The sequence below is a fragment of the Blastococcus sp. KM273128 genome (assembly GCF_021698975.1).
In the GTDB taxonomy this organism is placed as follows: domain Bacteria; phylum Actinomycetota; class Actinomycetes; order Mycobacteriales; family Geodermatophilaceae; genus Blastococcus.
This window is the reverse complement of the sequence record NZ_SSXA01000071.1, coordinates 1-21,773: the sequence shown is the minus strand read 5'-3', so window position 1 is coordinate 21,773 and position 21,773 is coordinate 1. Positions and strand designations below refer to the sequence as shown.

The following is a 21,773-nucleotide window of genomic DNA, read 5'->3' as shown; positions in this document are numbered from 1 at the left end:
CGCCGTCGCCTGCGGGCCGTTGCGGGTGCTGACCGACCACGCCCCGTCAGCGGTGACCGCGACGTTCTGCGCGACCAGCTCACCGGTGCTGAGCCGGATGGTCACGGTGTTGGCGGTGGTGTCCTGAGCCGTGCCGGTGATCCGGTACTCGTTGCGGTCGTCGCGGAACTGGGCCCGGCCGACGGTGAGCACGTCGTTCGGCACGACCGTCCCGGGGTGGCCGTCGGCGAACGTCGCTGCCGGGCCCCGTGAATCGCCGGCCAGGGCGACCACGTCGAGCCGGTAGGTGGTCCCGTTCGCGAGGCCCGAGACGGTCCCCGTGGTGACGGCGCCGACCGAGGCCGTGACCGGAGTCCCGAGGGTGCCGTCTGCGTTGACCGGGGTGGCCGAGAGCTCGTAGCCGGTCACCGGAGCAGTCGGGTTGCCCGCGGTGGCCGCGAGCCATTCCATCGTGACCCGCTCGTGGCCGCTGACGACGCGCGTCACCGTCGTGCTGCTCGGTGCGTCGTCGAGCGTGGTCACCGACACCGTCTCGGTCGAGGTGTGGGAGGTTCCCGCGCTGTCGACCGCGGTGACCGACACGCCGTACGTGGTGCCCGCCGTGAGGCCGGTGAACGAGGCGGTCGTGGTGGTGATGCCCGTCTGGGTGACGGGGTCACCGGTGGGCGGGGTCAGGCTCACGTCGTAGGAGACGGCGTCGAGCGCGGCCGTCCAGCTCACGTCCGCCGAGGTCGTCCCGGTGGCCGTCGCGGTCACGCCGGTCGGTTCCGCGGACGTGGGCGGCGGGGTCTCCCCACCCGTGCCACCGTCCCCGGCGCCCGGTGAGGTCCGCGGCGTGTACGCCCCTGCGGCCAGGTCCACCGAACCGAGGGGGACCGGTTCGCTCCACCGGCCGTCGAACGGGACGACGGTGCCGCTGAACGCCTCGATCAGCAGCTCGTAGCTCTTGCTCCCGTCCAGCCCCAGGAACGTCGCCGTGGTGCCGGCGGTGCGGATGGCGGCTTCCTGACCGGTCGCGGCGTCGTAGGCCGAGACCCGGTACTGGCTGACCGCGGGGGCGTCGACCGGCTGCTGGGGAACGGGCCAGGTGACGGTGAACCCGGTCCCGCCCGCGGACAGGCCGGTCACGTCGGCCGTGGTGGGGGGCACCGGCATGCCGTCGGCCGCCCCGGGCGGGCACGACGGGTCGCCGGGGCCGTTGACCTGACCGCTCTCCCAGAGGGTGAGGCCGAGCTGCTGCTCCACGGTCGGGTGGTCCGCCATCCAGCTCAGGACGACGTGCTCCCCGGCGGCCACGTGCTGCTGGTCGGCCTCGGACAGCCCGCCGAAGGTGGCCGAGAACGCGCCGTCCGCCGCCGTCCCCTCGGCGGTGTAACCCGTGCCGCCGTTGGTCTCGCCGTCGGCCAGGGTCGGGTCCCAGGAGATGGCCCGGTCCTCGATGCCGCCGGGCTCCTCGCGCATGTCGGGGTTGACGACCTCGACCATGAAGCGGTTGAGGTCGACGTCGGCGCCGTAGGTCCCTTCGATGGTGACGGAGTAGGCGCCCGAGGCGTCCGGTCCGGCGGTCGTGTACCCCGTGATGACCGAGGAGGCGATCACCATGCCGTCGCTGAAGGCGGTGCCGCTGAACGACACGTCGATCCGGTCGCCGCCCCTGAGGTCGGGGGTGACCGCGGTGCTCGGGTCGCTGGGGTCGAGCGGGCCCCAGCACGCGGCGCCCGCGTGGTTGAACTCGAGGAAGCCGTTGGCGTCCACCGTGCCGGTGCCGCGGCCGATCACCTGACCGTCGCGGGTCGCGGTGACGGTGGCCGTCTGGCCGGCCTGGTCGACGTAGCCGTCGATCGCCACCATGTCCCGGGCCGGGAACGCCTCGAGGTTCCCGGGGCCCAGCGGTGGTGTGCCCGCCTCGGCCGTGGCGGCCAGCGTGACGATCGCGCTCGTGGTCAGGGCGGCGCCGAGCCCCCCGGCCAGCAGACGCCTCCGCATCGTTCGAGGGCCGGGGAGTGGCGCGGCTCGGTGCGCTCCTCCGCGACCACCGATCGGGGTCTGTCGTGTAGTGGTCATCGCGTGCTCCGCTTTTCCCGCCGCGCCCACCCGGTCGTGGGCAGGACTGATGCGGGTCACCGTCGTCCGTATCGCGGGGGAGGAGCACCCGAGCCGAGGGGTGCGCCCGTCCCCCAATACGGGGGCGCGGGCCGGTGCCGCGTCAGCCACCGCGACGCGGGGTAGCGGCGGGGGATGGCCGTGATCATCGGGACGTCGGGGTGGCAGTACCGCGACTGGCGCGGCGCCTTCTACCCGCCGAAGCTGCCCCAGCGCCTCTGGCTGGAGCACTACGTCCAGCACTTCGCCACCGTCGAGAGCAACAACGCGTTCTACCGGCTGCCCGAGCGGGAGACGTTCGAGAAATGGCGCGAGCGCACCCCGGCGGACTTCCGGTGGGCGGTCAAGGCCAGCCGCTTCCTCACCCACATCAAGCGGCTGCGCGAGCCCGACGAGCCGGTCGCCCGCCTGATGGGGCGCGCCGAGGGGCTCGGGCCCAAGCTGGACACCGTCCTGCTGCAGCTACCACCCACGCTGAGGGCCGACGCGGGGCTGCTGCGCGAGTGCCTGGCGCAGTTCCCGCCCGGCACGCGGGTGGCGGTGGAGCCGCGGCACGAGTCGTGGTGGACCGACGAGGTGCGGGCCCTGCTGGAGCGCTACGGGGCCGCGCTGTGCTGGGCCGACCGCGACGAGCAGCCGGTGGCGCCGCTCTGGCGGACCGCCGGCTGGGGCTACCTGCGGCTGCACCACGGGCTCGAGGGCTGGGGGTACCAACCGCAGACGCTGCAGCTGTGGGCCGACCGGCTGGTGGCCGCGTACGGGGAGGACGACGTCCTCGTCTACTTCAACAACGATCCGGGGTGCAACGCGGTCATCGACGCGGTCCGGTTCGCCGAGGCGGTGCGCCGCGCCGGGGGGACGCCCACCCGCGTGCCCACGGCCGCCGAGGCGACGGGCCTGGCGTGGGCACCGGTGGAGGTCCCCCCGGTCTGATCCCGCGGGTCAGTTGCCGCCGCGCCCCTGCTTGCCCCGGCCCTGGTCGGCGGGCTGCGCGGGGCCGGCGCCGTCGGCCTGCTCGACCGGCGCCTCGACCGGGGCGGTGGAGGCGCGCGCCGGCTTCGCCGCGTCGCGGGCGGCCTTCTCCGCCACCCGGGCCGCCTCGCGAGCGGCCTTCTCCGCGTCATGGGCCGCCTGGCGGGCCTGGTTCGCCTTCAGCGCCGCCTGGGCGTGCTCGTCGGCGTGCGCGATCGCGTTGTCCAGGCCGCGGAGCCCGGTCTCCTCCTCGGTGGCCTCGTCCTCGACGGTCTCCTCGCCGGTGGCCTCGTCCTCGACGGCCTCCTCGTCGGTGGCCTCGTCCTCGACGATCTCCTCGACGGTGACCTCGGGTTCGGTGGTGTCCTCGGCCTCGACGGGGTCGACGTCCGCGGTGGCCTGCGTCGTCGCGTCGTCGTCCGAGCTCGGCAGCTCGAAGGGCGTCACCGTCTCGACCGTGCCGGCGACGGTGTCCTGCACCGGCGTGGGCAGCGCGCCCACGGCGCCGGCGCCGGTCACCCCGGCGGTGGCGATGCCGACGCCGGTCGCGACCTGGGCGACCGTGCTCGCGCCGGCGAACTTCGCCGCCAGCGCGGCCAGACCTTCGAGCAGTGCCATGCGTGTGATCTCCTCGGGAGGATGGCCGTCGGTACGGCCGTTCCCGTTCCACATCGGCAGGCGCCGGCGGCGGCTGCAGCTCAACCACCCGGTCGGGGGAGCTCAGGAGCGCGCCGGCACCTGCTCGGCGAGGTGCTCGGCGACCGTGCGCGGCGCCCGGCCGAGCAGCGCGCCGAGCACCCGGGGGCTGCCGGTGAAACCGTGCGCCCGGTACCAGTCGAACATCGTGGTGCGGCAGCGCCCGGCGTAGGTCCCGTCGTCCTCGGCGTGGACGTCGACCGCGGTGACCGGTCGACCGGCCCGCTCGGCGAGCAGCGCGGCGACGTCCGGGGCGGTGAGCGCCTCGGGGCCGACGGCCTCGAAGGTGCCGCTGTCCAGCCCGTCCTCGGTGAGCAGCACGGCCGCCGCCTCGGCGACGTCGCGGAGGTCGACGAAGGACTGCGCCCGCTCCAGGCCCCACGGGCTGGGCAGCTCCCCGCTCTCGACCGCCCCCGGCAGCTGCCCGTCCAGGTTGTCGGCGTAGGCGCACGGCTGCAGCACCCGCCACCGCGCCCCCGTGCCGGCGACGACGCCGTCGAGCGCCTCCTCGACCCGGTCCTTGGCGGCGTGGTGCGGCATCGCGCGGGCCTGCGGGCGGAGCACCGAGTGGTAGACCAGCCGGCGCACCCCCGCGCGGGCGGCCGCGGTCAGCACGGCGGGGGCGCCGGCGGCCTCGCCCGGGTCGAAGTTCGGCCAGATCAGGTACAGGGCGTCGGCGCCGGCCAGCGCCGCCGAGAGGTCACCGATGAGGTCACCGACGACCACCTCGGCGCCGAGCGCGTCGAGTTCCGGGCGCGGCTTGCGCGAGGGCACGACGGCGCGCACCCGCTCACCGCGCGCCAGCAGGGCCCGGACGACGGCGGTGCCGGTCGCCCCGCCCGCCGCGGTCACCGCGATCACAGGACGTCGACCGCCTCGGCGTGCCGCACCCCGAGCTGGTCGGCGGCCTGACCGAGCACGTCCTGCACCACCAGCGTGTCGGCGAGCGGCATCACGGCGCTCTCGGTGCGGCCGGCGCGCAGGCACTCGCCGACCTCGGCCAGCTCGTGCGCGTACCCGGCGCCGGTCTGCGGGCGGGTGATCTCCTCGGGCTCGGCGCCGTCGCGGTGCAGCACGATGGTCTGCGGGTGGTGGAAGCGCGGCACGACGTCGATCCAGCCCTTCGTGCCGACGACGCGCGCCGTGCCGGGCAGGGCGTACTTCAGCGAGGTGGTCAGCGCGGCGTTGCGGCCGTCGTCGAAGCCCAGCAGGATCGCCGCCTCCGCGTCGGCGCCCGACGGGAACAGCGAGCCGGTGGCGACGACGCGGTCGGGGGTGCCCAGCAGCATCTGGGCGAACGAGACGACGTAGACCCCGAGGTCGAGCAGGGCGCCGCCGCCGAGCTCGAGCGCGAACAGCCGGTCGACCGGGTCGTACTCGCGGGAGACGCCCAGGTCGGCCTGCACCGAGCGCACCTCGCCGATCGCGCCGTCGGCCACCAGCTCGTTCAGCGCGACGACGGCCGGCTGGAACCGGGTCCACATCGCCTCCATGACGAAGGTGCCGGTCTCCCGGGCGAGGTCGACGACCTCGGCGGCGCCGGCGGTGGTGGCGGTGAACGCCTTCTCCACGAGCAGCGCCTTGCCGGCGCGCAGCGCGGCCAGTGCGAACTGGTGGTGGTGCGGGTGCGGGGTGGCGACGTAGAGGACGTCGACGTCGGGGTCGGCGAGGATCTCGCGGTAGGAGCCGTAGGCGCGGTCCAGGCCGTGCCGCGCGGCGAACCCGTCGGCCCGCTCCTGCGACCGGGAGGCGACGGCGACCGCGCGGGCGCCGTCGACGACGGCGAAGTCCTCCACCACCTTCTCCGCGATGCGGCCCGGCCCGACGATTCCCCAGCGGATCTCAGCACTCACCAGGCAGACGCTAGTCGCGGCCCGGCAGACTGCTCCCGTGGCCGTGCTGATCGACTCCCCGGTGTGGCCGTGGCGGGGGCGGATGTGGTCGCACCTGGTCAGCGACGTCTCCTACGAGGAGCTGCACGCCTTCGTCGCCGTCGAGCTGGGCATCCCGCGCCGCGCCTTCCAGGGCGACCACTACGACGTACCGGCGGACCTCTACGAGATCGCCGTCGCCGCAGGGGCGCTGCCGGTGGGCTCCCGGGAGCTGCTCCAGCGGCTGCTCGCGGCCGGGCTCAGGCTCCGGAAGCCCCGCCGGCCCGCTGCCTCAGCAGGGTGAGCTCGGCGCTCAGGTTCGCCCGCGCCAGGGGCTCCCACTCCGCGGCGGCGGGCAGCCGGTAGAGGCGGGGCAGGCCGAGCAGCCGTTCCAGGACGGCGATCCGCCCGGCGGTGAACTCCTCGTCGGACAGGTGCCCGTACTCGGCGCGCACCGCGGAGGCGTAGCCCGCGTACGCGCCGGGGGGCGCGGCCAGGACGGCGAGGTCGGCGTCGCACAGCGCCGCGCCGTTCGCGTCGCCCGGCTCCGGGTCGTGCGCGGCGGTGAGCAGCACCAGGCGGGCGACCTCCTCCGCCCGCTCCTCGGGCACCAGACCGCGCAGCCCGGCCCGGGCGCGCTCGGCGCTGACCTGCTCGTTGTCCGCGCGCAGCGGGTCGTAGACGACGTCGTGGTACCAGGCGGCCAGGGCGACGGCGGCCGGGTCGGGGGCGTCGGCGGCGAGCCGTTCGACCAGTCCGAGCACGGCGGCCAGGTGGGCGAGGTCGTGGTAGCGGCGGTGCGGCTCGCTCCAGGCGGCGACGACGGCGGCCCACTCGGTGCGGGAGATGGGGGAGTCCCCGGCCAGCGCGGCCCAGGCCTCGAACCCGACCGGGCCGCTCACCGGACCCCGCAGGTGCGCAGCGCCAGCAGCGCGAAGGCGCGGGCGGCGGTGACCAGCTCGGCGACCGGGACGCGCTCCAGGGGGCCGTGGGCGAGGTGCAGGTCGCCGGGCCCGTAGTGCAGCGTCGGGATGCCGGCAGCGGCGTAGAGCCGCAGGTCGGTGCCCGCGGGGACGGCCGTCTCGGCCGGGAGGCGGCCGCCGGCGTCGACGACGGCGTCCCGCACCACCGGCAGCAACCGGTGCCCGGCCGGCAGCTCGCCGCTGGCGAACGCGCCACCCACCCAGGTCAGCCGCACGGGGTGCTCGGCCAGCCACGGGTGCGCGGCCGAGACCTCGGCGAGGCGGCTCTCCAGCGCGGCTCGGGCGACCTCCACCGGCTCGCCGACCCGCACCCCGTAGCGCCCCTCGGCCACCAGCCGGTCGGGCACCGAGCTGGCCCAGTCGCCGGCCTGCACCCGGCCGATCGAGATGCCGTGGGGGTACCGGGCCTCGCCGAAGCGCGGGTCGGCGCCCCGCTGCCGCTCCGCCTCGAGCTCCTGCAGCGCCGCGTGCGCGTGCGCGAACAGCTCGACGGCGCTCACCCCGCGGTCGCGCATGGCGGCGTGCGCGGCGTGGCCGGTGACCTCCAGCCGGAAGGTCAGCGCGCCGGCGTGCGCGGTCACCACCGCCTGCGCCGTGGGCTCCGGGATCACGCAGAGCTCGCCGGTGTGGCCGCGGCGCAGGGTGGCCCAGGCGCCCAGGCCGCCGTCCTCCTCGCCGACGACCCCGTGCACCGCGAGCGGCCGGGCCAGCCGCACCCCCGCCGTCCGCAGGGCGTGGACGGCGGCGAGCGTGGCGACGACGCCGGCCTTCATGTCGCAGGCCCCGCGGCCGTGCACCGCGCCGTCGGCGAAGCGCGCGACGAACGGGTCGCCGGCCCACAGGCCCGGATCGCCGGGCGGGACGACGTCGGTGTGCCCGGAGAGCACCAGCGCCGGGGTGCCCTCGCCGCCGGTGGTGCCGACCACGCCCCACGCCTCGGTGCGCACCACCTCCTGGCCGGGGGCGTCGGCGGCGGTGGCCGCCTCCGCGAGGTCGATCGGCCAGCAGTCGACGTCGCAGCCGAGCTCGTCGAGCCAGCCGGCGAGCAGGTGCTGCACCTCGCTCTCGGCCGCCGTGCCGCCCACCGACGGGACGGCGATCATCGCCGCGAGCCGATCCACCGCCCACCGCTCGTCGACGGCGGAGAGGACGCGGGCCTCCACGTCGGTCAGCTCGGCCACGGCTCGGAGTCTGGCACGGGCGTGCGCGACCTCGCGGGGCAGCGGCGCTAGGTTCACCGCCGTGACGCAGCCCCTGCCGCCGCCCGGCTGGTACCCCGATCCCGCCGGGGGGCCGGGCACCCGGTGGTGGGACGGCCAGGGCTGGAGCGAGCACGTCCAGCAACCCACGGCGCCACCGCCGGCGGCCGGGCCGTCGCTCTACGACCAGCCGGTGCTGCTGGTCAACCAGAGGACCAAGCTGGTCGAGCTCACCAACGAGTACGCCGTCCTCGACGGCGGCGGGCAGCAGATCGGCGCCGTCGTCCAGGTCGGGCAGAGCGGGCTCCGCAAGGCCGTCCGCTTCGTCTCCAACCTCGACCAGTTCCTGACCCACCGGCTGGAGGTGCGCGACGCCCGCGGGCCGGTGCTGCTGCTCACCCGGCCGGCGAAGCTGGTGAAGTCGCGGGTGGTGGTCGCACGGCCCGACGGGGCGCCGGTCGGCGAGATCGTGCAGGCCAACGTCTTCGGGAAGATCCGCTTCGACCTCGTCGCCGGCGGGGAGCTGGTCGGGGCGATCCAGGCCGAGAACTGGCGGGCGTGGGACTTCGCGATCACCGACGCCGCCGGTGTCGAGGTCGCCCGGATCACGAAGAAGTGGGAGGGCCTGGCCCGGACGATGTTCACCACGGCCGACCGCTACGTCGTCCTGGTGCACTACCGCCTGCCCGAGCCGCTGGCCAGCATGGTCATCGCCTCCGCGCTGACCGTGGACACGGCCCTCAAGCAGGACGAGCGCGGGTTCAACTGATCTGCGGTCCTCCGGACCGCACCGCGGCCAGGTGACGTCCCGGCCGCCGTCGAGCGCGTGTCCACGGCCACGTCCCGCGACATGACGCCGGTGGGTCCGGCGCGTACGGTGGGACGAGTCCGGGCCGGGTGCATCGTGCCCCCGGGTGCCATTTGGTTACGCCTTCACGGACTACCGCCCCGACCTCGGTCGGGGGCCTGGAGCCGTGTTGTGCTTTTCGCCGCGAGGCGGCCGTCATCCGGTCCGGACCTCGACGCACGGGAGCCCCCGCCTTGCTCGGGCGGGGGCTCTCGCGTCCTGCGGGCCGGTCGGCTCAGTAGGTCTCCTCCGTGGTGCTCCGGCGGACCGGTGCACCACCCGGGTCGCCGTAGGCGTCGGTCCGGGTCACCCGGCGCTGGCGCGGCCCCCAGACGGCCAGCTCCAGGACGATGCCCAGCGCTCCGACGATCATCAGGATCCAGCCCACGACCTGCAGGTCGACGCCGCTGACGTCCACGCGCAGGGCGAAGGTGAGGATCGCGCCGAGCGCGAGCAGCACGATGGCGGTTCCGAGTCGCATGACGAACTCCTCCGGTGGCGGCCGGCGGGGCGCCGGCTCGCGGGCGCACCGGTTTCCCGCACGCCGTCCGGCCAATCGGTCCCGGCCCCGACGTCACCCTGACGGGTGGACCTGAGGTGCCCTTAGGCGCGGATCGCCACCTCGGACGGCGTGGTCGCCCGATGCCCGGCCCCCCGCCTCAGCACGACCGTTCCTCCTGTCACCACCGACGAGAGAGGGACGACGATGACCTACCCCAACCCCGGGCTCGAGGCCGAGCTCGCCTACCGCCGCGAGGTCCTGCAGGGAATCGGCCGCAGCACCGGCACCCGGCGCGTCCCCTGGCTCCGCCGCCACCGGCGTTCGCGCTGAGCACACCCCGGCCGGGTGCCGCCGGCCCCGATCGGTCACCCCCGCGTGCCACGATCCCAGCCGTGTCACGCTGGGACGACGCCCCGCTGGTGGGCCGGGCCGACGAGCTCGCCCGCCTGCTCGCGCAGGTGGAGCGGGCCGTCGCCGGCCGGGCGTGCGCGACCCTGCTGGCCGGCGACGCCGGCGTCGGCAAGACCCGCCTGCTCGACGAGCTGGGCCGGCGGGCGGCCGAGCGCGGCCTGCGGGTGCTCACCGGGCACTGCGTGGACCTGGGCGACGTCGGGCTGCCCTACCTGCCCTTCGTCGACCTCCTCCGCCCGCTCGCCGCCGACCCGGAGCTGGTGCCCTCGGCCCGGTCGAACCCGGTCCTGACCGGCTTCCTCGCCGGCCACCCGGGCGCGGTCGTCCCCGTGCCGCCGCCGGGCGAGGGGCTCGACCTCGGCCGCCCGCTGCCGCACCGGGCCTCGCCCCAGCCGGTCGACGACGGGCGGCTGCAGCTGTTCGAGTCGGTCGCCGCGCTGCTGTGCGAGCTCTCCGCCGCGGGCCCGCTGCTCGTCGTCCTCGAGGACGTGCACTGGGCCGACCGGTCCAGCCGCGACCTGCTGCGCTACCTGCTCGCCCGGCTGGTCGACGAGCCGGTCGCCGTCGTCGCCTCCTACCGCGCCGACGACCTGCACCGCCGGCACCCGCTGCGCCCTCTGCTGGCCGAGCTGGTGCGGCTGCCGGGCGTCGAGCGCCTCGACCTGGCCCCGCTGCCCGACGCGGCCGTCGGCGACCTGGTCCGCGGGCTGGCGAGCGCCGGCCTCCCCGAGAGCACCGTGGAGGACGTCGTCGCCCGCGCGGAGGGCAACGCCTTCTACGCCGAGGAGCTGCTGGCCGCCGGGCTGCAGGGCGAGGCGCTGCCGCTGGCCCTGGCCGACGTCCTGCTGGCCCGGGTCGAGCAGCGGTCCCCGGCCGCCCAGCGGGTGCTGCGCGTGGCCGCGGTGGCGGGCCGGAGGGTGCGCCACGAGCTGGTCGCCGCGATCGGTGAGCTGACAGCCGACGAGCTGGAGCGGGCGCTCGCCGAGGTGGTGCACCACCACCTCCTCGTGGTCTCCCACGACGGCCGCTACCGCTTCCGGCACGCCCTGCTGCGGGAGGCCGTGCTGACCGACCTGCTGCCCGGTGAGCGGGTGCGGCTGCACGCGGCGATCGCCGGCTACCTCGCCACCCACCCGGAGGCCGGCACCGCCGCCGAACGGGCGCACCACGCGCGGGAGAGCAACGACCTGCCGGGCGCCTTCACGGCCTCCCTGGAGGCGGCGTCGGACGCGTGCTGCGTGGGCGCCCCCGCCGAGCAGCTGCAGCACCTGGAGGCGGCGCTCGCGCTGTGGCCCGCGGTGCCCGACGCGGCGACGCGAGCCGGCCGGGACCAGGTGGCGCTGCTGGTCGAGACGGCCGCCGCGGCCCGCACGTCGGGCGAGCTGCACCGTGCCGCCGGGCTGCTCCGCGCCGCGCTGGAGCTGGTCGGGCCGGACGGTGACCCGGTAACGCGGGCGCGGCTGCACTACACGCTGGCCCAGGCGCTGGTGCGCGTCGAGGACCACAGCGGTGGCTACCGGGAGAGCAGCGCGGCGATGGCGCTGGTCCCGGCCGAGCCGCCCTCGGAGCTGCGCACCTGGGCCGCGGCCACGCACGCGCGCATGTGCTTCAGCCTCAACCTGCTGGCCGAGGGCGACGCGGCCGCGGAGGAGGCGCTCGCGGCGGCCGACGTCCTCGGGCTGGACGCCGCGTGGTCGGACACCGCCGTCTCGCAGGTCCGGTCCCGCCCGGCCACGGACGTCGGGGCGGTGCGGCGGCGGCTGGCCGAGGCGCTCGAGCGGGGACGGCGGTCCGACGACGTCGACGTGGAGATGCGGGCCTGGTTCAACCTCGCCGTCGACCGGTTCGAGGCCGGGGACGTGCCGGGCGCGGTGGCCCTCACCGCGGAGGCGACCGAGCGCGCCCGGGCGCTGGGGGTCGAGTGGGCCACCTACCCGGCGGGGCTGCGGCACCTCCGGGTGACCGCGCTGTACACGGTGGGGGAGTGGGACGCGAGCCTGGCGGAGGCCGACGCGCTGGCGCGGGTGCCCGAGATGGCGGCGCACGTGCGCGCGGCGGCGCTGCTGGTGCTGGTCGGCCGGGGTGACCCGGCGGCGCGGGACCGGCTGGCCTGGGCGCGGTCGCTGGTCGAGCGGGTCAACGCCCACTACCTGCTGTCGCTGGTCACCGGCGCGGCGGAGATCGACCTGGCCGCCTGGGCGGGCGACGCGGCGCGGGCGGTGGACGTCGCGGTCGCCACCAGCGCCCGGCTGCGCGAGGTGTGGCGGTTCGACCACCTGGGGGTGCTCCGGCTCGTCGCGACGGCGCTGGGTGCGGCCGCCGACGCCGCGGCCGCGGCGCGCCTGGTGGGGGACCGCCCGACGGCGGACGGCTGGGTGCACCGCGGTGAGGAGCTGGTGGAGATGGCCCGCTCGGCGGTGGAGGTGTTCGAGCGGTCGGTCGGCGGGATGGGTGTCGAGGGCCTCGCGTGGCGGGCCCGGGTGGACGCCGAGCACGCCCGGTTGACCGGGAAGGCCGCGCCCGAGCTGTGGCAGGCGGCAGTCGAGGCGTTCGGCTACGGGCACGTCTACGAGCAGGCCCGGTCGCGGCGGCGGCTGGCCGAGGCGCTGCTGGCCACCGACGACCGGGCCGGCGCCGCGGTGGAGGCGCGCGCTGCCCACGAGGTCGCCGTCCGGCTGGGTGCGACGCCGCTGCGCGAGGCGGTCGAGGCGCTGGTCCGCCGGGGCCGGCTCGACGTCGACCTCCCCGGGGTGCGGCCGGTCGACCCGGCGGCGGTCCTGACGCCGCGGGAGCAGTCGGTGCTGGCGCTGCTGGCGAAGGGGCGCACCAACCGGCAGATCGGCGCGGAGCTCTACATCAGCGAGAAGACCGCCAGCGTGCACGTCAGCAACATCCTGGCCAAGCTCGGCGCGAGCGGCCGCACCGAGGCGGTCGCCATCGCCGCCGCTCGGGGCCTGCTGACCTGAGTCCCGCCGGATAGGACCATTGAAGGCGAGAGGCCCGGAACCGTGTCGGTTCTGAGCCTCTCCCGTTCACTGGTCGCCAGGCGAAAGCCTCACAACATGGTGCGGAGGCGCTCGCGGCGGGCGCGCAGGACGTCCACCGACGCGGACGCCGACGGGGGTCCCGGCACCTGCTGGCGCAGCTGCGTGTGCACCACGGCCTGCGGCTGCGAGGTCCTCGCCGCGACCCGGTTGACCAGCTTGTTGATCTCCCGGCGCAGCTCCGCCGCGTCGCGCCAGGAGCGGCCGGCGTCGTCCTCGTCGGGGTGGTCCTCGACGACCATGAAGTCGTCGGCGTCGGCCCGGTGGCTCTGCGCGATGCGCAGCCGGAGCTCCTCGTCGCGCTTGGCCAGCAGCGACGCCGTCTGCTCGGGGGTGAGCAGGCCGGGGATGCCGAGGAAGTCCTCCTCCTCGGGCGCGACGACGGTCGCCGCGCGGCCCTCGCCGGTGTGCGCCGTCCCCCCGTGGAGCACGTGCGCGAAGCGGGCGTCGGCCTCGAGCGCCTCCCACTGCTTCATCTCGCCCTCGCGCGGCTCCCGCGGCGGCAGGTCGAGCGCCTCGAGCTCCGCGTCCGGCTGGGTCCGCGGCGGCGGCATGACGTGGTTGCGCTGCTCCTCCATGGAGGCGGCCAGCGACAGCAGCGGGCGCACCGCGGGGAGGAACACCGTGGCCGACTCGTGCGACGCCCGGGACCGGACGACGCGGCCGACGGCCTGCGCGAAGAACAGCGGCGTCCGGTAGGAGGTCATCCACGCGAGGACGGCGGCGCGCGGCACGTCGACGCCCTCGGAGATCATGCGGACGCAGACGGCGATGCGGGCCGAGCCGGTCGCGAACCGCTCGATCTTCTTCGACGCCTTCGGGTCGTCCGAGAGGATCAGCTCCGGCGCCTTGCCGGTCACCCGCCGCACGATCTTGGCGTAGTCGCGGGCGTCGTCCTGGTCGCTGGCGAGGATCAGCCCGGCGGCGTCGGGCATGCCGCCCTCCTCGCGCAGGTGGGTGATCCGGTCGTCCATCGCGGCGATGACGTGCGGCACCCACTGGCCCTTGGGGTCCAGCGCGGTGCGCCAGGCCTGCATCTCCACCGACTTGGTGCCGGCCTCGCTCAGCGACGCGGCGACGACCTCGCCGGCGGAGTTCCGCCAGCGCGAGGTACCGGTGTAGGCGGCGAAGACGACCGGGCGGACGACGTTGTCGGCCAGCGCCTCCTTGTAGCCGTAGGTGTAGTCGGCGCGGCTGACCAGCCCGCCGGCCTCGCCCTCGAAGGTGTCCTCCTCGTACCGGACGAAGGGGATGCGCTCGTCGGGCTTGGTGCGGAACGGCGTCCCGGTGAGGCACAGCCGGCGCGCGGCCATGCCGTAGGCCTCCTCGACCGCCTCGCCCCAGGAGAGGCCGTCACCGGCGTGGTGCACCTCGTCGAGGATCACCAGCGACTTCACGGCCGTGGCGCGGGCCGCGTGCAGCATCGGCTTGCCGGCCACCTGCGCGTAGGTGGTCACGTAGCCCTGGGTGCCCGCGCGCACCGGGCCGACGGCGTTGGTGAGGTTCGGGTCGAGCACGATGCCCATCGCGTCGGCAGCCTCGGCCCACTGCAGCCGCAGGTGGTCGGTGGGGGCGACGACGATGACGCGGGCGACCTCGCGCCGCGACAGCAGCCGGGCGGCCAGCGTCAGGGCGAACGTCGTCTTCCCGGCGCCCGGCGTAGCGGTGACGAGGAAGTCCTTGGGGGAGGCCTCCTCGTACTGCGCGAGGGCGGCCTGCTGCCATGCCCGGAGCGGTCGGCTGGTCGTCTGCGGGGCCCGGGCCGCCGCTGCTGCTGCAGTCGCCATGTCGGGGCCCATTCTGATCGGCGGCCGGGCAACACGCCCAACGGGCCCCTCCCGCGCGCCTCCGTCCTCGGGACGTATGGCGGTAGCTCCGCACGTCGCTGACCAGCACGTTCTCCAGTGGCGCCCTGCCGGCTGTGGCGACCGTCATGGCCGGAACGGACCGGCTCGTCACTCCCGCCGGCCCCGGTGTTCCCAGGCGCCCCCGGCGGCATCGCGACGGCTTGACAGACTCCGCCGGTGCCCCCGCTGCTCTGGCTGACCGCGCCGGACCAGGTGGACCCGCCCCTGCGGGCGGCCCTGGTCGCCTGCTGGCGGGACGTGGTCAACGGCGGGGGAGCGGTCGGCTTCGCGCGCCAGGTCCCGGTGGACGACGACGTCGTCGCGCCGGTGGTCGACCGCCTGGTCTCCGAGCTCGACCCGCGGCTGCGCAGGCTCCTCGTCGCGCCGACCGACGGCGGGGTCGCCGGCTGGCTGGTCCTCACGGGCAACGCCGACCCGGTCGCCGCGCACTGGGCCCGGGTGACGCACGTCCAGACGTCGCCGGCCGCCCGGGGGTCGGGGGTCGGTGGCGCGCTGATGGGCGAGGTGGCACGTGCGGCGCGGGACGACCTCGGTCTGGACGCGCTGCGGCTCGAGGTGCGGGGCGGGATGGGGCTGGAGTCGTTCTACGGCCACCACGGGTGGACCGTGACCGGCTGCTGGCCCGGTGCGCTGCAGATCGGCGTGGACGACCGCCGGGACGAGGTGCTGATGGGGCTGGACCTGCGGGCCCGCTGACACCGGAACTGTCAGAGGTCGAACGTATGTTCGGCCCATGGCAGAGGGAGGACGGGTGGGCGTCACCGATCCGGTGGCGCCGGCGGCCGGGTGGGCCACCGGCCCGCTGGCGACGGTCCAGGCCGCCGACCGCGAGATCGCCCGGCAGACCGCGCTGCGTGCGCGGGCGATCGCCGAGTTCGCCGCGACCCGGCCCTCCTCAGCTGACCGGCAGCCCGGCGAACCGGGCGCCATGAGCGCCGACCGCCGGGCGTCGCGCGCGGAGGTGCTGTCCGGCGTCAGCGAGTGGGCGACGCAGGAGCTCGTCCTCGGCCTGTCCCGCACCTCGCAGGCGGCCGAGGCGCTGCTCACCCGGTCCCTCACGCTGGTGCACCGGTTGCCGCGGACGCTGGACGCCCTCGAGGCGGGGCTGCTGCACGAGGGGCACCTGTGGCCGATGCTCGGCACGGTCGCGCCGATCGCCGACCCGAGGATCCGCGCCGAGGTGGAGGCCGAGCTGCTCGCCTGGGCGGCCGGGCGGGTCACCACTTCCGCCCAGCTTGGCGACAAGGCGCGCCGGGTGGTGCTCCGCCGGGATGCCCGGGACGCCGCCGGCCGGCTGACCCGCGCGCTCCGGGAGCGCGGGGTCTCGGTCCGGCCAGGCGCCACCGACGGGACGGCGGTGCTCAGCGCGCTGCTCTCCGTGCCGGAGGCCCAGGCGCTCCTCGACGCGCTCGGCCGCTACGCCGACGCCCTGGAGACCACGCCCGGCGACCAGCGCACCCGCGGTCAGAAGATGGCCGACTGCCTGCTCGACCTGGTGCTGCGGCCGGGCGAGAACGGCCTGCCGCCCGTGCAGACCCAGCTCACCCTGGTAGCCGGCGTGCGCACCCTGCTCGGTGGCGACCAGCCGGGGGAGGTCAACGGCCACGTGGTGCCGGCCGAGATGGTGCGGGCCCTGGCTCGCGCATTCGGCCTCATTCCCGACGTCCCGGCTACGGAGGTGGCCGTTCCGCCGGAACCCTCGACCGCCGCGCCGGAACCTTCTCCCGCCGCGGACGGAGACACCGCCGCGGATGCGACTACTCCCTCGGACATCGATCCGGTTCCCGCTGCGGGCCCGACTGGCGGCCTCACCGTGACGCCCGCCGGGGAGAGTGCTCCCGAAGCGGAGCCCGCGGCGTCCCCAGGTGCGCGTGCTGCGGACTGGTACCCGAGCGAGGAGGAGCAGCTCGCCGACTGGTGGGCGGCCACGGAAGCCCTCGTCCTGCAGGAGTGGGGCGGCGAGGAGGACCCGCCGCCGGAGGTGCAGGAGAGGTTCTGGGCGGAGTCGGCGCGCTGGAACGCCATGCCGGCTGAGATCGATCTGCTCCCGTGGGTGGATCCGGCCTGGTGCGCCGACGACGGCCCGCGGACGGAGCCTGGTCCCGAACCCGAACCCGGACCCCGGCTCGAAGCGGAACCCGAACCATCCCCCGAGCTCGAGGACGCCCACGCGGGCGGGCATCCGCCGGCTCCCGGTTCCGGGCGTGCACCCGCCGACGCCCCCGCGCCCGAGCCGGGCTCGTGGGCGGCGGCCGACCGCGCGATCGAGGCCGCAGGATCGGTCCTGCTCGAACTGGAGCGGGCGGTGGGGAAGGCGCGCCGCGCCGTGGGCGCCGCCGAGGTGGCCGACTCGGTCGACGAGGCGGCCTGGCGGGACGGCCCGGCGGGGCGGTCCTCCTCGGCGCCGGACGCGCTCGGCGCGCTCGGCGCCGCGACCGACGCCCAGCGGCGTGCGCTGGCCGAACTGCTCGACCGGACCGGTGGCGGGGGACTGGTCGACCGCCCGCGGATCGCCCTGGTCGACGAGTTGACCGGCGCGCTGGTGGCGCTCACCGACGCCGACGAGCTCCGTCGGCGCTCCCGGTGCGGGGACAGCGCGTGCCGACGGGCCGGGGCCAGCTGCACCCACGACCTGAGCGACCTTCCGGGCCTGGGCGCTCCGCCGCCGACCGACGGGTACCGGCCTGGCGCGCGGCTCGACCGGTTCCTGCGGGCCCGCGACCGCCGGTGCCGGCAACCAGGCTGCCGTCGGCCGGTCCCCAGACGCGGCGAACTGGACCACGACCGCCCCTGGCCCGAGGGCGAGACGAGCGCGGCCAACCTGGTCGGCTACTGCACCCCGCACCACCGGGGCAAGCACCAGGCCCCCGGCTGGCAGCACCACCTCGCCGCCGACGGCCCCCTCACCGTGACCACGCCCAGCGGCCTGGTGGCCTCGACCACGCCGCCGCCGTACTGAGCCCGGCGGCGCTGCCGCCGTGCTGAGTCCGCCGGCGCTGCCGCCGTGCCCGACCGCGGTACGCCTGCGTCCTCCGGTGAGCAGTTCAGTCGGCCGGCTCGTCCACCCAGTCGGGGCCGTTGACCTCGCCCGGGCCTGCCAGGTCGGCGGCGTCGACGATCGTGTACGCGTAGCCCTGCTCGGCGAGGAAGCGCTGCCGGTGGGCGGCGTACTCGCTGTCGAGCGTGTCGCGGCTGACCACGGTGTAGAAGTGCGCCTGCCGCCCGTCGGCCTTGGGGCGCAGCACCCGTCCGAGGCGCTGGGCCTCCTCCTGCCGCGACCCGAACGTCCCCGACACCTGCACGGCCACCGCGGCCTCCGGCAGGTCGATGGAGAAGTTGGCGACCTTCGAGACCACCAGCGTCTTCACCTCACCGGCGCGGAAGGCGTCGAACAGCTTCTCCCGCTCCCGATTGGTGGTGGACCCCTGGATCACCGGTGCGCCCAGCGCCTGGCCGAGCTCCTCGAGCTGGTCGAGGTAGGCGCCGATCACCAGCTTCTGCTCGTCCGGGTGCCGCTCCAGCACCCGGCGGATCACCGGCAGCTTGGACTTCGCGGTCGCCGCGATCCGGTACCGCTCCTCGGGCTCGGCGACGGCGTAGGTCATCCGCTCCTCGTCGTCGAGCGCGACCCGCACCTCGACGCACTCGGCCGGCGCGATGTAGCCCTGGGACTCGATGTCCTTCCACGGGGCGTCGTAGCGCTTCGGGCCGATGAGCGAGAAGACGTCGTCCTCCCGCCCGTCCTCGCGCACCAGCGTCGCGGTCAGCCCCAGCCGGCGGCGGGACTGCAGGTCGGCGGTCAACCGGAAGATCGGCGCGGGCAGCAGGTGCACCTCGTCGTAGACGATCAGGCCCCAGTCCTGCGCGTCGAACAGGTCCAGGTGCCGGTACTCGCCCTTCCGGCGGGTGGTGATCACCTGGTAGGTCGCGATGGTGACCGGCCGGATCTCCTTGCGCTCCCCGGAGTACTCGCCGATCTCGTCCTCGGTCAGCGTGGTGCGGGCCAGCAGCTCCCGCTTCCACTGCCGCCCGGAGACGGTGTTGGTCACCAGGATCAGGGTGGTCGCCTTCGCCTCGGCCATCGCCGCGGCGCCGACCAGCGTCTTTCCGGCACCGCAGGGGAGGACGACGACGCCCGACCCGCCGGCCCAGAACCCGTCGACCGCCTCCTGCTGGTAGTCGCGCAGCTGCCAGCCCTGCTGCTCCAGGAAGATCGGGTGCGCCTGCCCGTCGACGTAGCCGGCGAGGTCCTCGGCCGGCCAGCCGACCTTGAGCAGCGCCTGCTTGAGCCGGCCCCGCTCCGAGGGGTGGACGACGACGGAGTCCTCGTCGATGCGGGCGCCCAGCATCGGGGCGACCTTCTTCGACCGGATGACCTCCTCCAGCACCGCGCGGTCGGACGAGCTGAGCACCAGCCCGTGCACCGGGTTGTTCTGCAGGGTCAACCGGCCGAAGCGGTCCATCGTGTCGGCGACGTCGACCAGCAGCGCGTGCGGCACCGGGTAGCGCGAGTAGCGCACCAGCGCGTCGACGACCTGCTCGGCGTCGTGCCCGGCGGCGCGCGCGTTCCACAGCGCCAGCGGCGTCACCCGGTAGGTGTGCACGTGCTCCGGCGACCGCTCCAGCTCCGCGAACGGGGCGATCGCGGCGCGGCAGTCGCGGGCCAGCGGGTGGTCGACCTCCAGCAGCAGCGTCTTGTCCGACTGGACGATCAGGGGGCCGTCAGGCACGCGCACGCATCCTTCGCTCGGGAACTGCGGCGCGGGCGAGCGCGCCGGACTCTCCACGTTAACGCCGAGGGACGACGGGGCCTTCCGTCCCTGGCCCGTGGTGATCGACGGCTCCATGCTCGGCCGTGCCGCCGGCCCGCCGGCCCGCCGGGCCGCAAGGCGCCGGCGAGGAGGAGTCGTGCAGCAACTCGACCGTGACGAGGTGAGCACCCTCGTCGCCGCCCCGCCCGAACAGGTCTACGCCCTGGTCGCCGACGTGACCCGCACCCCTGAGTTCAGCCCCGAGGTCCGCAGCTGCCGGTGGCTCGACGGCGCCACCGGGCCCGCCGTCGGGGCCCGCTTCGAGGCGGTCAACGCGTCGCCGGCCGGCCGCACCTGGAAGAACCGGCCCGTCGTCCGGGTGGCCGACCCCGGCCGGGAGTTCGCGTTCGCCCGCACCGAGCCCATGGCCGGCACCGTCGTCTGGCGCTACCGCCTCGAGCAGGCCGGCGACCTGACCCGCGTGGTGGAGAGCTACGAGGTCGAGCGCCCGGTGACCCGGATCGGCTGGTTCGTGATCGAGAAGGTGTTCCGGGGCGGCAACCGGCGCGAGGCGCTGCGGGCGGGGATGGAGACGACGCTGGCGCGGCTCAAGGCGGCGGCCGAGGAGGCCGCGGCGCCGGCGCGCTGACCCCCGCGAGCGGTGGCCACCGCACCCGGCGGCGCCCCGATCCGGGGGCGGCGCCGATAGGTTGGCGGCATGGGCTCGGGGCGGTCGTGGTTCCTCGCCGCGGCCGCCGCCTGCGCGGCCGCCTGGGGCTGGTCGCTGGCCCGGCTGCCCGAGCGGGTACCGGTGCACTTCGGCGGCGCCGGTGAACCCGACCGGTGGGCCGGCCGCGCCGAGGCGCTGTGGACCTCCGGGCTGCTCGCGCTCGGCACGGCGCTGCTCTTCGCCGGCCTGGTCGGGCTGGTCGGCCGGGTGCCCGCGCACTCGTTGAACGTGCCCAACCCCGACTACTGGAAGCGCCCCGAGCACCTGCCGCGCCTGCGGGCGCTGGTGGCCGAGGACCTGTGGTGGATCGGCGCGTGGACGCTGCTGCTGTTCGCCGCGGTGCAGGTGCTCCTGGTCCGGGCCGCGCAGCTGCCCGACCCGCGGCTCGACGGCTGGGCGTACGCCGTCCTCGGCCTCTACCTGCTGGCCGTGCTGGGCCGGGTCGGCTGGATGCTCACCCGCCGGTTCGCGGTGCCGGAGCCGGGCTGACGGCGATCTCCACCCGCAGCCGGTCACCGGCGTGCAACCCCTCGGCGGCCCGCACCGGCTTCTTCACCGGCAGCAGGTAGGAGCCGCTGCGCGCATCCGGGAACACCGACGTCCGCCACGAGGTGCCGCCGACCGTGGCGGTGACCCGCACCGAGCCGAAGCCGGCGCGGGCGCCCGCGCCGGCCTCGCGGACGTCGTCGGCGACCTCCGGCGGCAGCGTGAGGAAGTGCCACCCGCCAGGGCCGTCGTGCACCCAGAGGACGGCGGTGAACGTCTCGGTCACGGCGGCACCGTAGGCCCCGCCACCGACGGGACGGCCGGGATCAGCCGCCGTCGTCCTCCACCAGCGCCACCGACGTGATCCGGTGGACGGCGAAGGTGCGGCTCTCCCCGCGTCGCTCGTCGTAGCCCTGCAGGAACCCGCCGGCCAGCGACACCGGCTGCACCACCCGCTGGCTGCCGCTGCCTTGGGCGTCCACGTAGCCCAGCCACACCGGCACCCCCTCGCGGACCGCCCGCGACAGCAGCTCCAGCGTCGACGCCGTCGTCACCCCGGGCACCTGGCGCACCGCCTCGCCGCGGCGGGCGGCGAGCGCCGCGTCCCCGGCGCGGATCTCCCGCACCGTCGTCGCCAGGTCGGCCGCCGTCAGCGGCCGGGGCGCGGCCGCCGGCTCGGTCCCGCGGCGGCCGGCGGCGCGCGGCCGGGCCGGGGGCCGGGTGAGCACCGCGCCGCCCGGGTGCTCGCCCGCCGGGGCGTAGCCGGCCTCGCGCAGCACGGTGAGCACCTCGTCGGCGCCCAGCCCGCTCACCAGCACGCCCGGGGCCAGCCGGCGCAGCTCGGCGGCGGCGGTGCGCCGGTCGCCGAGAACCTGGGAGAGCAGCCCGTGGTCGTCCGAGCGGACGTAGGACTCGATCGCCCCCACCCGCAGCCGGCCGTGCTGCCGGGCGACGTCGTCGACCAGGTAGTCCAGCGCCTGGGGGACCGGCGTGCGGGAGGCCTTCGTGAAGAAGTCGTGCAGGTCGGCGGCCGACCAGCCGGCGTCCAGCGCCCGCCGGACCGAGGCGTCCGACACCCGGAACACCGTCGCCCCGCCGGAGGACTCGACGTCGGCGACGACCGAGAGGGTGTCGGCGAGCTCGGCGACCAGCGGGCCCGGGGCGATCAGCGACAGGTCCGGCTGGGCGAGGACGTGGTCGACCGGCTCGGGCAGCAGCCCGCGCACGCCGTCGGCGGCGCCGTCCTCCCCGGCGGTGAGCAGGCCGCGGCCACCGGAGGAGAGCACCCCGCCCACGACCACCCCCAGCCG

The 21,773-nt window shown here is 76.0% G+C and carries 20 protein-coding genes; 9 read left to right on the top strand and 11 right to left on the bottom strand.

Annotated features, from left to right (window positions below):
- On the bottom strand, positions 1 to 1,986 hold a 1,986-nt coding region (locus E9529_RS17150), incomplete at its 3' end, for a fibronectin type III domain-containing protein (protein ID WP_236832486.1).
- A gap of 252 nt (positions 1,987 to 2,238) precedes the next feature.
- Between E9529_RS17150 and E9529_RS17145 the strand changes: the two genes are divergently transcribed.
- On the top strand, positions 2,239 to 3,036 hold the full coding sequence (locus tag E9529_RS17145; protein WP_236832485.1) for a DUF72 domain-containing protein: 798 nt from the start codon (positions 2,239 to 2,241) through the stop codon (positions 3,034 to 3,036).
- A 9-nt stretch (positions 3,037 to 3,045) separates the two neighbouring features.
- Here E9529_RS17145 and E9529_RS17140 read toward each other — a convergent pair whose 3' ends face one another.
- From E9529_RS17140 to E9529_RS17130, 3 genes are all read right to left on the bottom strand, one after another.
- Positions 3,046 to 3,693 (bottom strand): hypothetical protein, encoded by a 648-nt coding sequence (locus E9529_RS17140; RefSeq protein ID WP_236832484.1) that lies wholly within the window; start codon positions 3,691 to 3,693, stop codon positions 3,046 to 3,048.
- 102 nt (positions 3,694 to 3,795) lie between these two features.
- Positions 3,796 to 4,623, bottom strand: coding sequence for an SDR family oxidoreductase (locus E9529_RS17135; protein WP_236832483.1), 828 nt, complete (start codon positions 4,621 to 4,623; stop codon positions 3,796 to 3,798).
- A 5-nt stretch (positions 4,624 to 4,628) separates the two neighbouring features.
- Positions 4,629 to 5,624, bottom strand: a complete 996-nt coding sequence (locus E9529_RS17130; RefSeq protein WP_236832482.1) for a Gfo/Idh/MocA family protein — start codon at positions 5,622 to 5,624, stop codon at positions 4,629 to 4,631.
- Between the two features lie 37 nt (positions 5,625 to 5,661).
- On the opposite strand from E9529_RS17130, the gene E9529_RS17125 reads away from it, so the two are divergent.
- Positions 5,662 to 5,946 carry a DUF4031 domain-containing protein gene (locus tag E9529_RS17125; RefSeq protein WP_236832481.1) on the top strand — a complete coding sequence of 95 codons (285 nt, stop codon included), beginning with the start codon at positions 5,662 to 5,664 and terminating at the stop codon, positions 5,944 to 5,946.
- Here E9529_RS17125 and E9529_RS17120 read toward each other — a convergent pair.
- Complete coding sequence (locus E9529_RS17120) at positions 5,903 to 6,544, bottom strand: metal-dependent phosphohydrolase (protein ID WP_236832480.1); 642 nt, start codon at positions 6,542 to 6,544, stop codon at positions 5,903 to 5,905. The genes E9529_RS17125 and E9529_RS17120 overlap by 44 nt on opposite strands.
- Entirely contained in the window at positions 6,541 to 7,806 is a 1,266-nt protein-coding gene (locus E9529_RS17115; protein WP_236832479.1) for an ArgE/DapE family deacylase, read from the bottom strand. Before E9529_RS17115 ends, E9529_RS17120 begins: the two co-directional genes overlap by 4 nt.
- Before the next feature lie 61 nt (positions 7,807 to 7,867).
- On the opposite strand from E9529_RS17115, the gene E9529_RS17110 reads away from it, so the two are divergent.
- Positions 7,868 to 8,593, top strand: a complete 726-nt coding sequence (locus tag E9529_RS17110) for a phospholipid scramblase-related protein (RefSeq protein WP_236832478.1) — start codon at positions 7,868 to 7,870, stop codon at positions 8,591 to 8,593.
- Positions 8,594 to 8,906: 313 nt separating this feature from the next.
- Here the strand turns inward: E9529_RS17110 and E9529_RS17105 are convergent, their stop codons facing one another.
- Entirely contained in the window at positions 8,907 to 9,152 is a 246-nt protein-coding gene (locus E9529_RS17105; protein WP_236832477.1) for a DUF6458 family protein, read from the bottom strand.
- Between the two features lie 225 nt (positions 9,153 to 9,377).
- Between E9529_RS17105 and E9529_RS22165 the strand changes: the two genes are divergently transcribed.
- Positions 9,378 to 9,503: a hypothetical protein gene (locus E9529_RS22165; RefSeq protein WP_255709356.1), complete on the top strand. Its 126-nt coding sequence runs from the start codon at positions 9,378 to 9,380 to the stop codon at positions 9,501 to 9,503.
- 62 nt (positions 9,504 to 9,565) lie between these two features.
- Positions 9,566 to 12,550 carry an AAA family ATPase gene (locus E9529_RS17100; RefSeq protein ID WP_236832476.1) on the top strand — a complete coding sequence of 995 codons (2,985 nt, stop codon included), beginning with the start codon at positions 9,566 to 9,568 and terminating at the stop codon, positions 12,548 to 12,550.
- 89 nt (positions 12,551 to 12,639) lie between these two features.
- On the opposite strand, the gene E9529_RS17095 is transcribed toward E9529_RS17100, so the two are convergent.
- Complete coding sequence (locus E9529_RS17095) at positions 12,640 to 14,415, bottom strand: DEAD/DEAH box helicase (RefSeq protein WP_236832475.1); 1,776 nt, start codon at positions 14,413 to 14,415, stop codon at positions 12,640 to 12,642.
- Positions 14,416 to 14,652: 237 nt separating this feature from the next.
- Between E9529_RS17095 and E9529_RS17090 the strand changes: the two genes are divergently transcribed.
- Positions 14,653 to 15,192 (top strand): GNAT family N-acetyltransferase, encoded by a 540-nt coding sequence (locus tag E9529_RS17090; protein WP_236832474.1) that lies wholly within the window; start codon positions 14,653 to 14,655, stop codon positions 15,190 to 15,192.
- A gap of 37 nt (positions 15,193 to 15,229) precedes the next feature.
- On the top strand, positions 15,230 to 17,455 hold the full coding sequence (locus E9529_RS17085) for an HNH endonuclease (RefSeq protein WP_236832473.1): 2,226 nt from the start codon (positions 15,230 to 15,232) through the stop codon (positions 17,453 to 17,455).
- 85 nt (positions 17,456 to 17,540) lie between these two features.
- Here the strand turns inward: E9529_RS17085 and E9529_RS17080 are convergent, their stop codons facing one another.
- On the bottom strand, positions 17,541 to 19,226 hold the full coding sequence (locus E9529_RS17080) for a DNA repair helicase XPB (RefSeq protein WP_236832472.1): 1,686 nt from the start codon (positions 19,224 to 19,226) through the stop codon (positions 17,541 to 17,543).
- A 178-nt stretch (positions 19,227 to 19,404) separates the two neighbouring features.
- Here E9529_RS17080 and E9529_RS17075 point away from each other — a divergent pair, with 178 nt between their 5' ends.
- Positions 19,405 to 19,896, top strand: coding sequence for an SRPBCC family protein (locus E9529_RS17075; protein WP_236832471.1), 492 nt, complete (start codon positions 19,405 to 19,407; stop codon positions 19,894 to 19,896).
- A 69-nt stretch (positions 19,897 to 19,965) separates the two neighbouring features.
- Complete coding sequence (locus E9529_RS17070; protein ID WP_236832470.1) at positions 19,966 to 20,466, top strand: DUF1648 domain-containing protein; 501 nt, start codon at positions 19,966 to 19,968, stop codon at positions 20,464 to 20,466.
- Here E9529_RS17070 and E9529_RS17065 read toward each other — a convergent pair.
- Positions 20,432 to 20,749, bottom strand: coding sequence for a DUF1905 domain-containing protein (locus E9529_RS17065; protein ID WP_236832469.1), 318 nt, complete (start codon positions 20,747 to 20,749; stop codon positions 20,432 to 20,434). The genes E9529_RS17070 and E9529_RS17065 overlap by 35 nt on opposite strands.
- Before the next feature lie 40 nt (positions 20,750 to 20,789).
- On the bottom strand, positions 20,790 to 21,773 hold a 984-nt coding region (locus tag E9529_RS17060; protein WP_236832468.1), incomplete at its 5' end, for a helicase C-terminal domain-containing protein.

Coding starts and splice junctions, on each gene's coding strand:
- E9529_RS17140 (WP_236832484.1), bottom strand. CDS start 3,693: ATGGCACTGCTCGAAGGTCTGGCCGCGCTGGCGGCGAAGTTCGCCGGC.
- E9529_RS17070 (WP_236832470.1), top strand. CDS start 19,966: ATGGGCTCGGGGCGGTCGTGGTTCCTCGCCGCGGCCGCCGCCTGCGCG.
- E9529_RS17145 (WP_236832485.1), top strand. CDS start 2,239: ATGGCCGTGATCATCGGGACGTCGGGGTGGCAGTACCGCGACTGGCGC.
- E9529_RS22165 (WP_255709356.1), top strand. CDS start 9,378: ATGACCTACCCCAACCCCGGGCTCGAGGCCGAGCTCGCCTACCGCCGC.
- E9529_RS17105 (WP_236832477.1), bottom strand. CDS start 9,152: ATGCGACTCGGAACCGCCATCGTGCTGCTCGCGCTCGGCGCGATCCTC.
- E9529_RS17085 (WP_236832473.1), top strand. CDS start 15,230: ATGGCAGAGGGAGGACGGGTGGGCGTCACCGATCCGGTGGCGCCGGCG.
- E9529_RS17095 (WP_236832475.1), bottom strand. CDS start 14,415: ATGGCGACTGCAGCAGCAGCGGCGGCCCGGGCCCCGCAGACGACCAGC.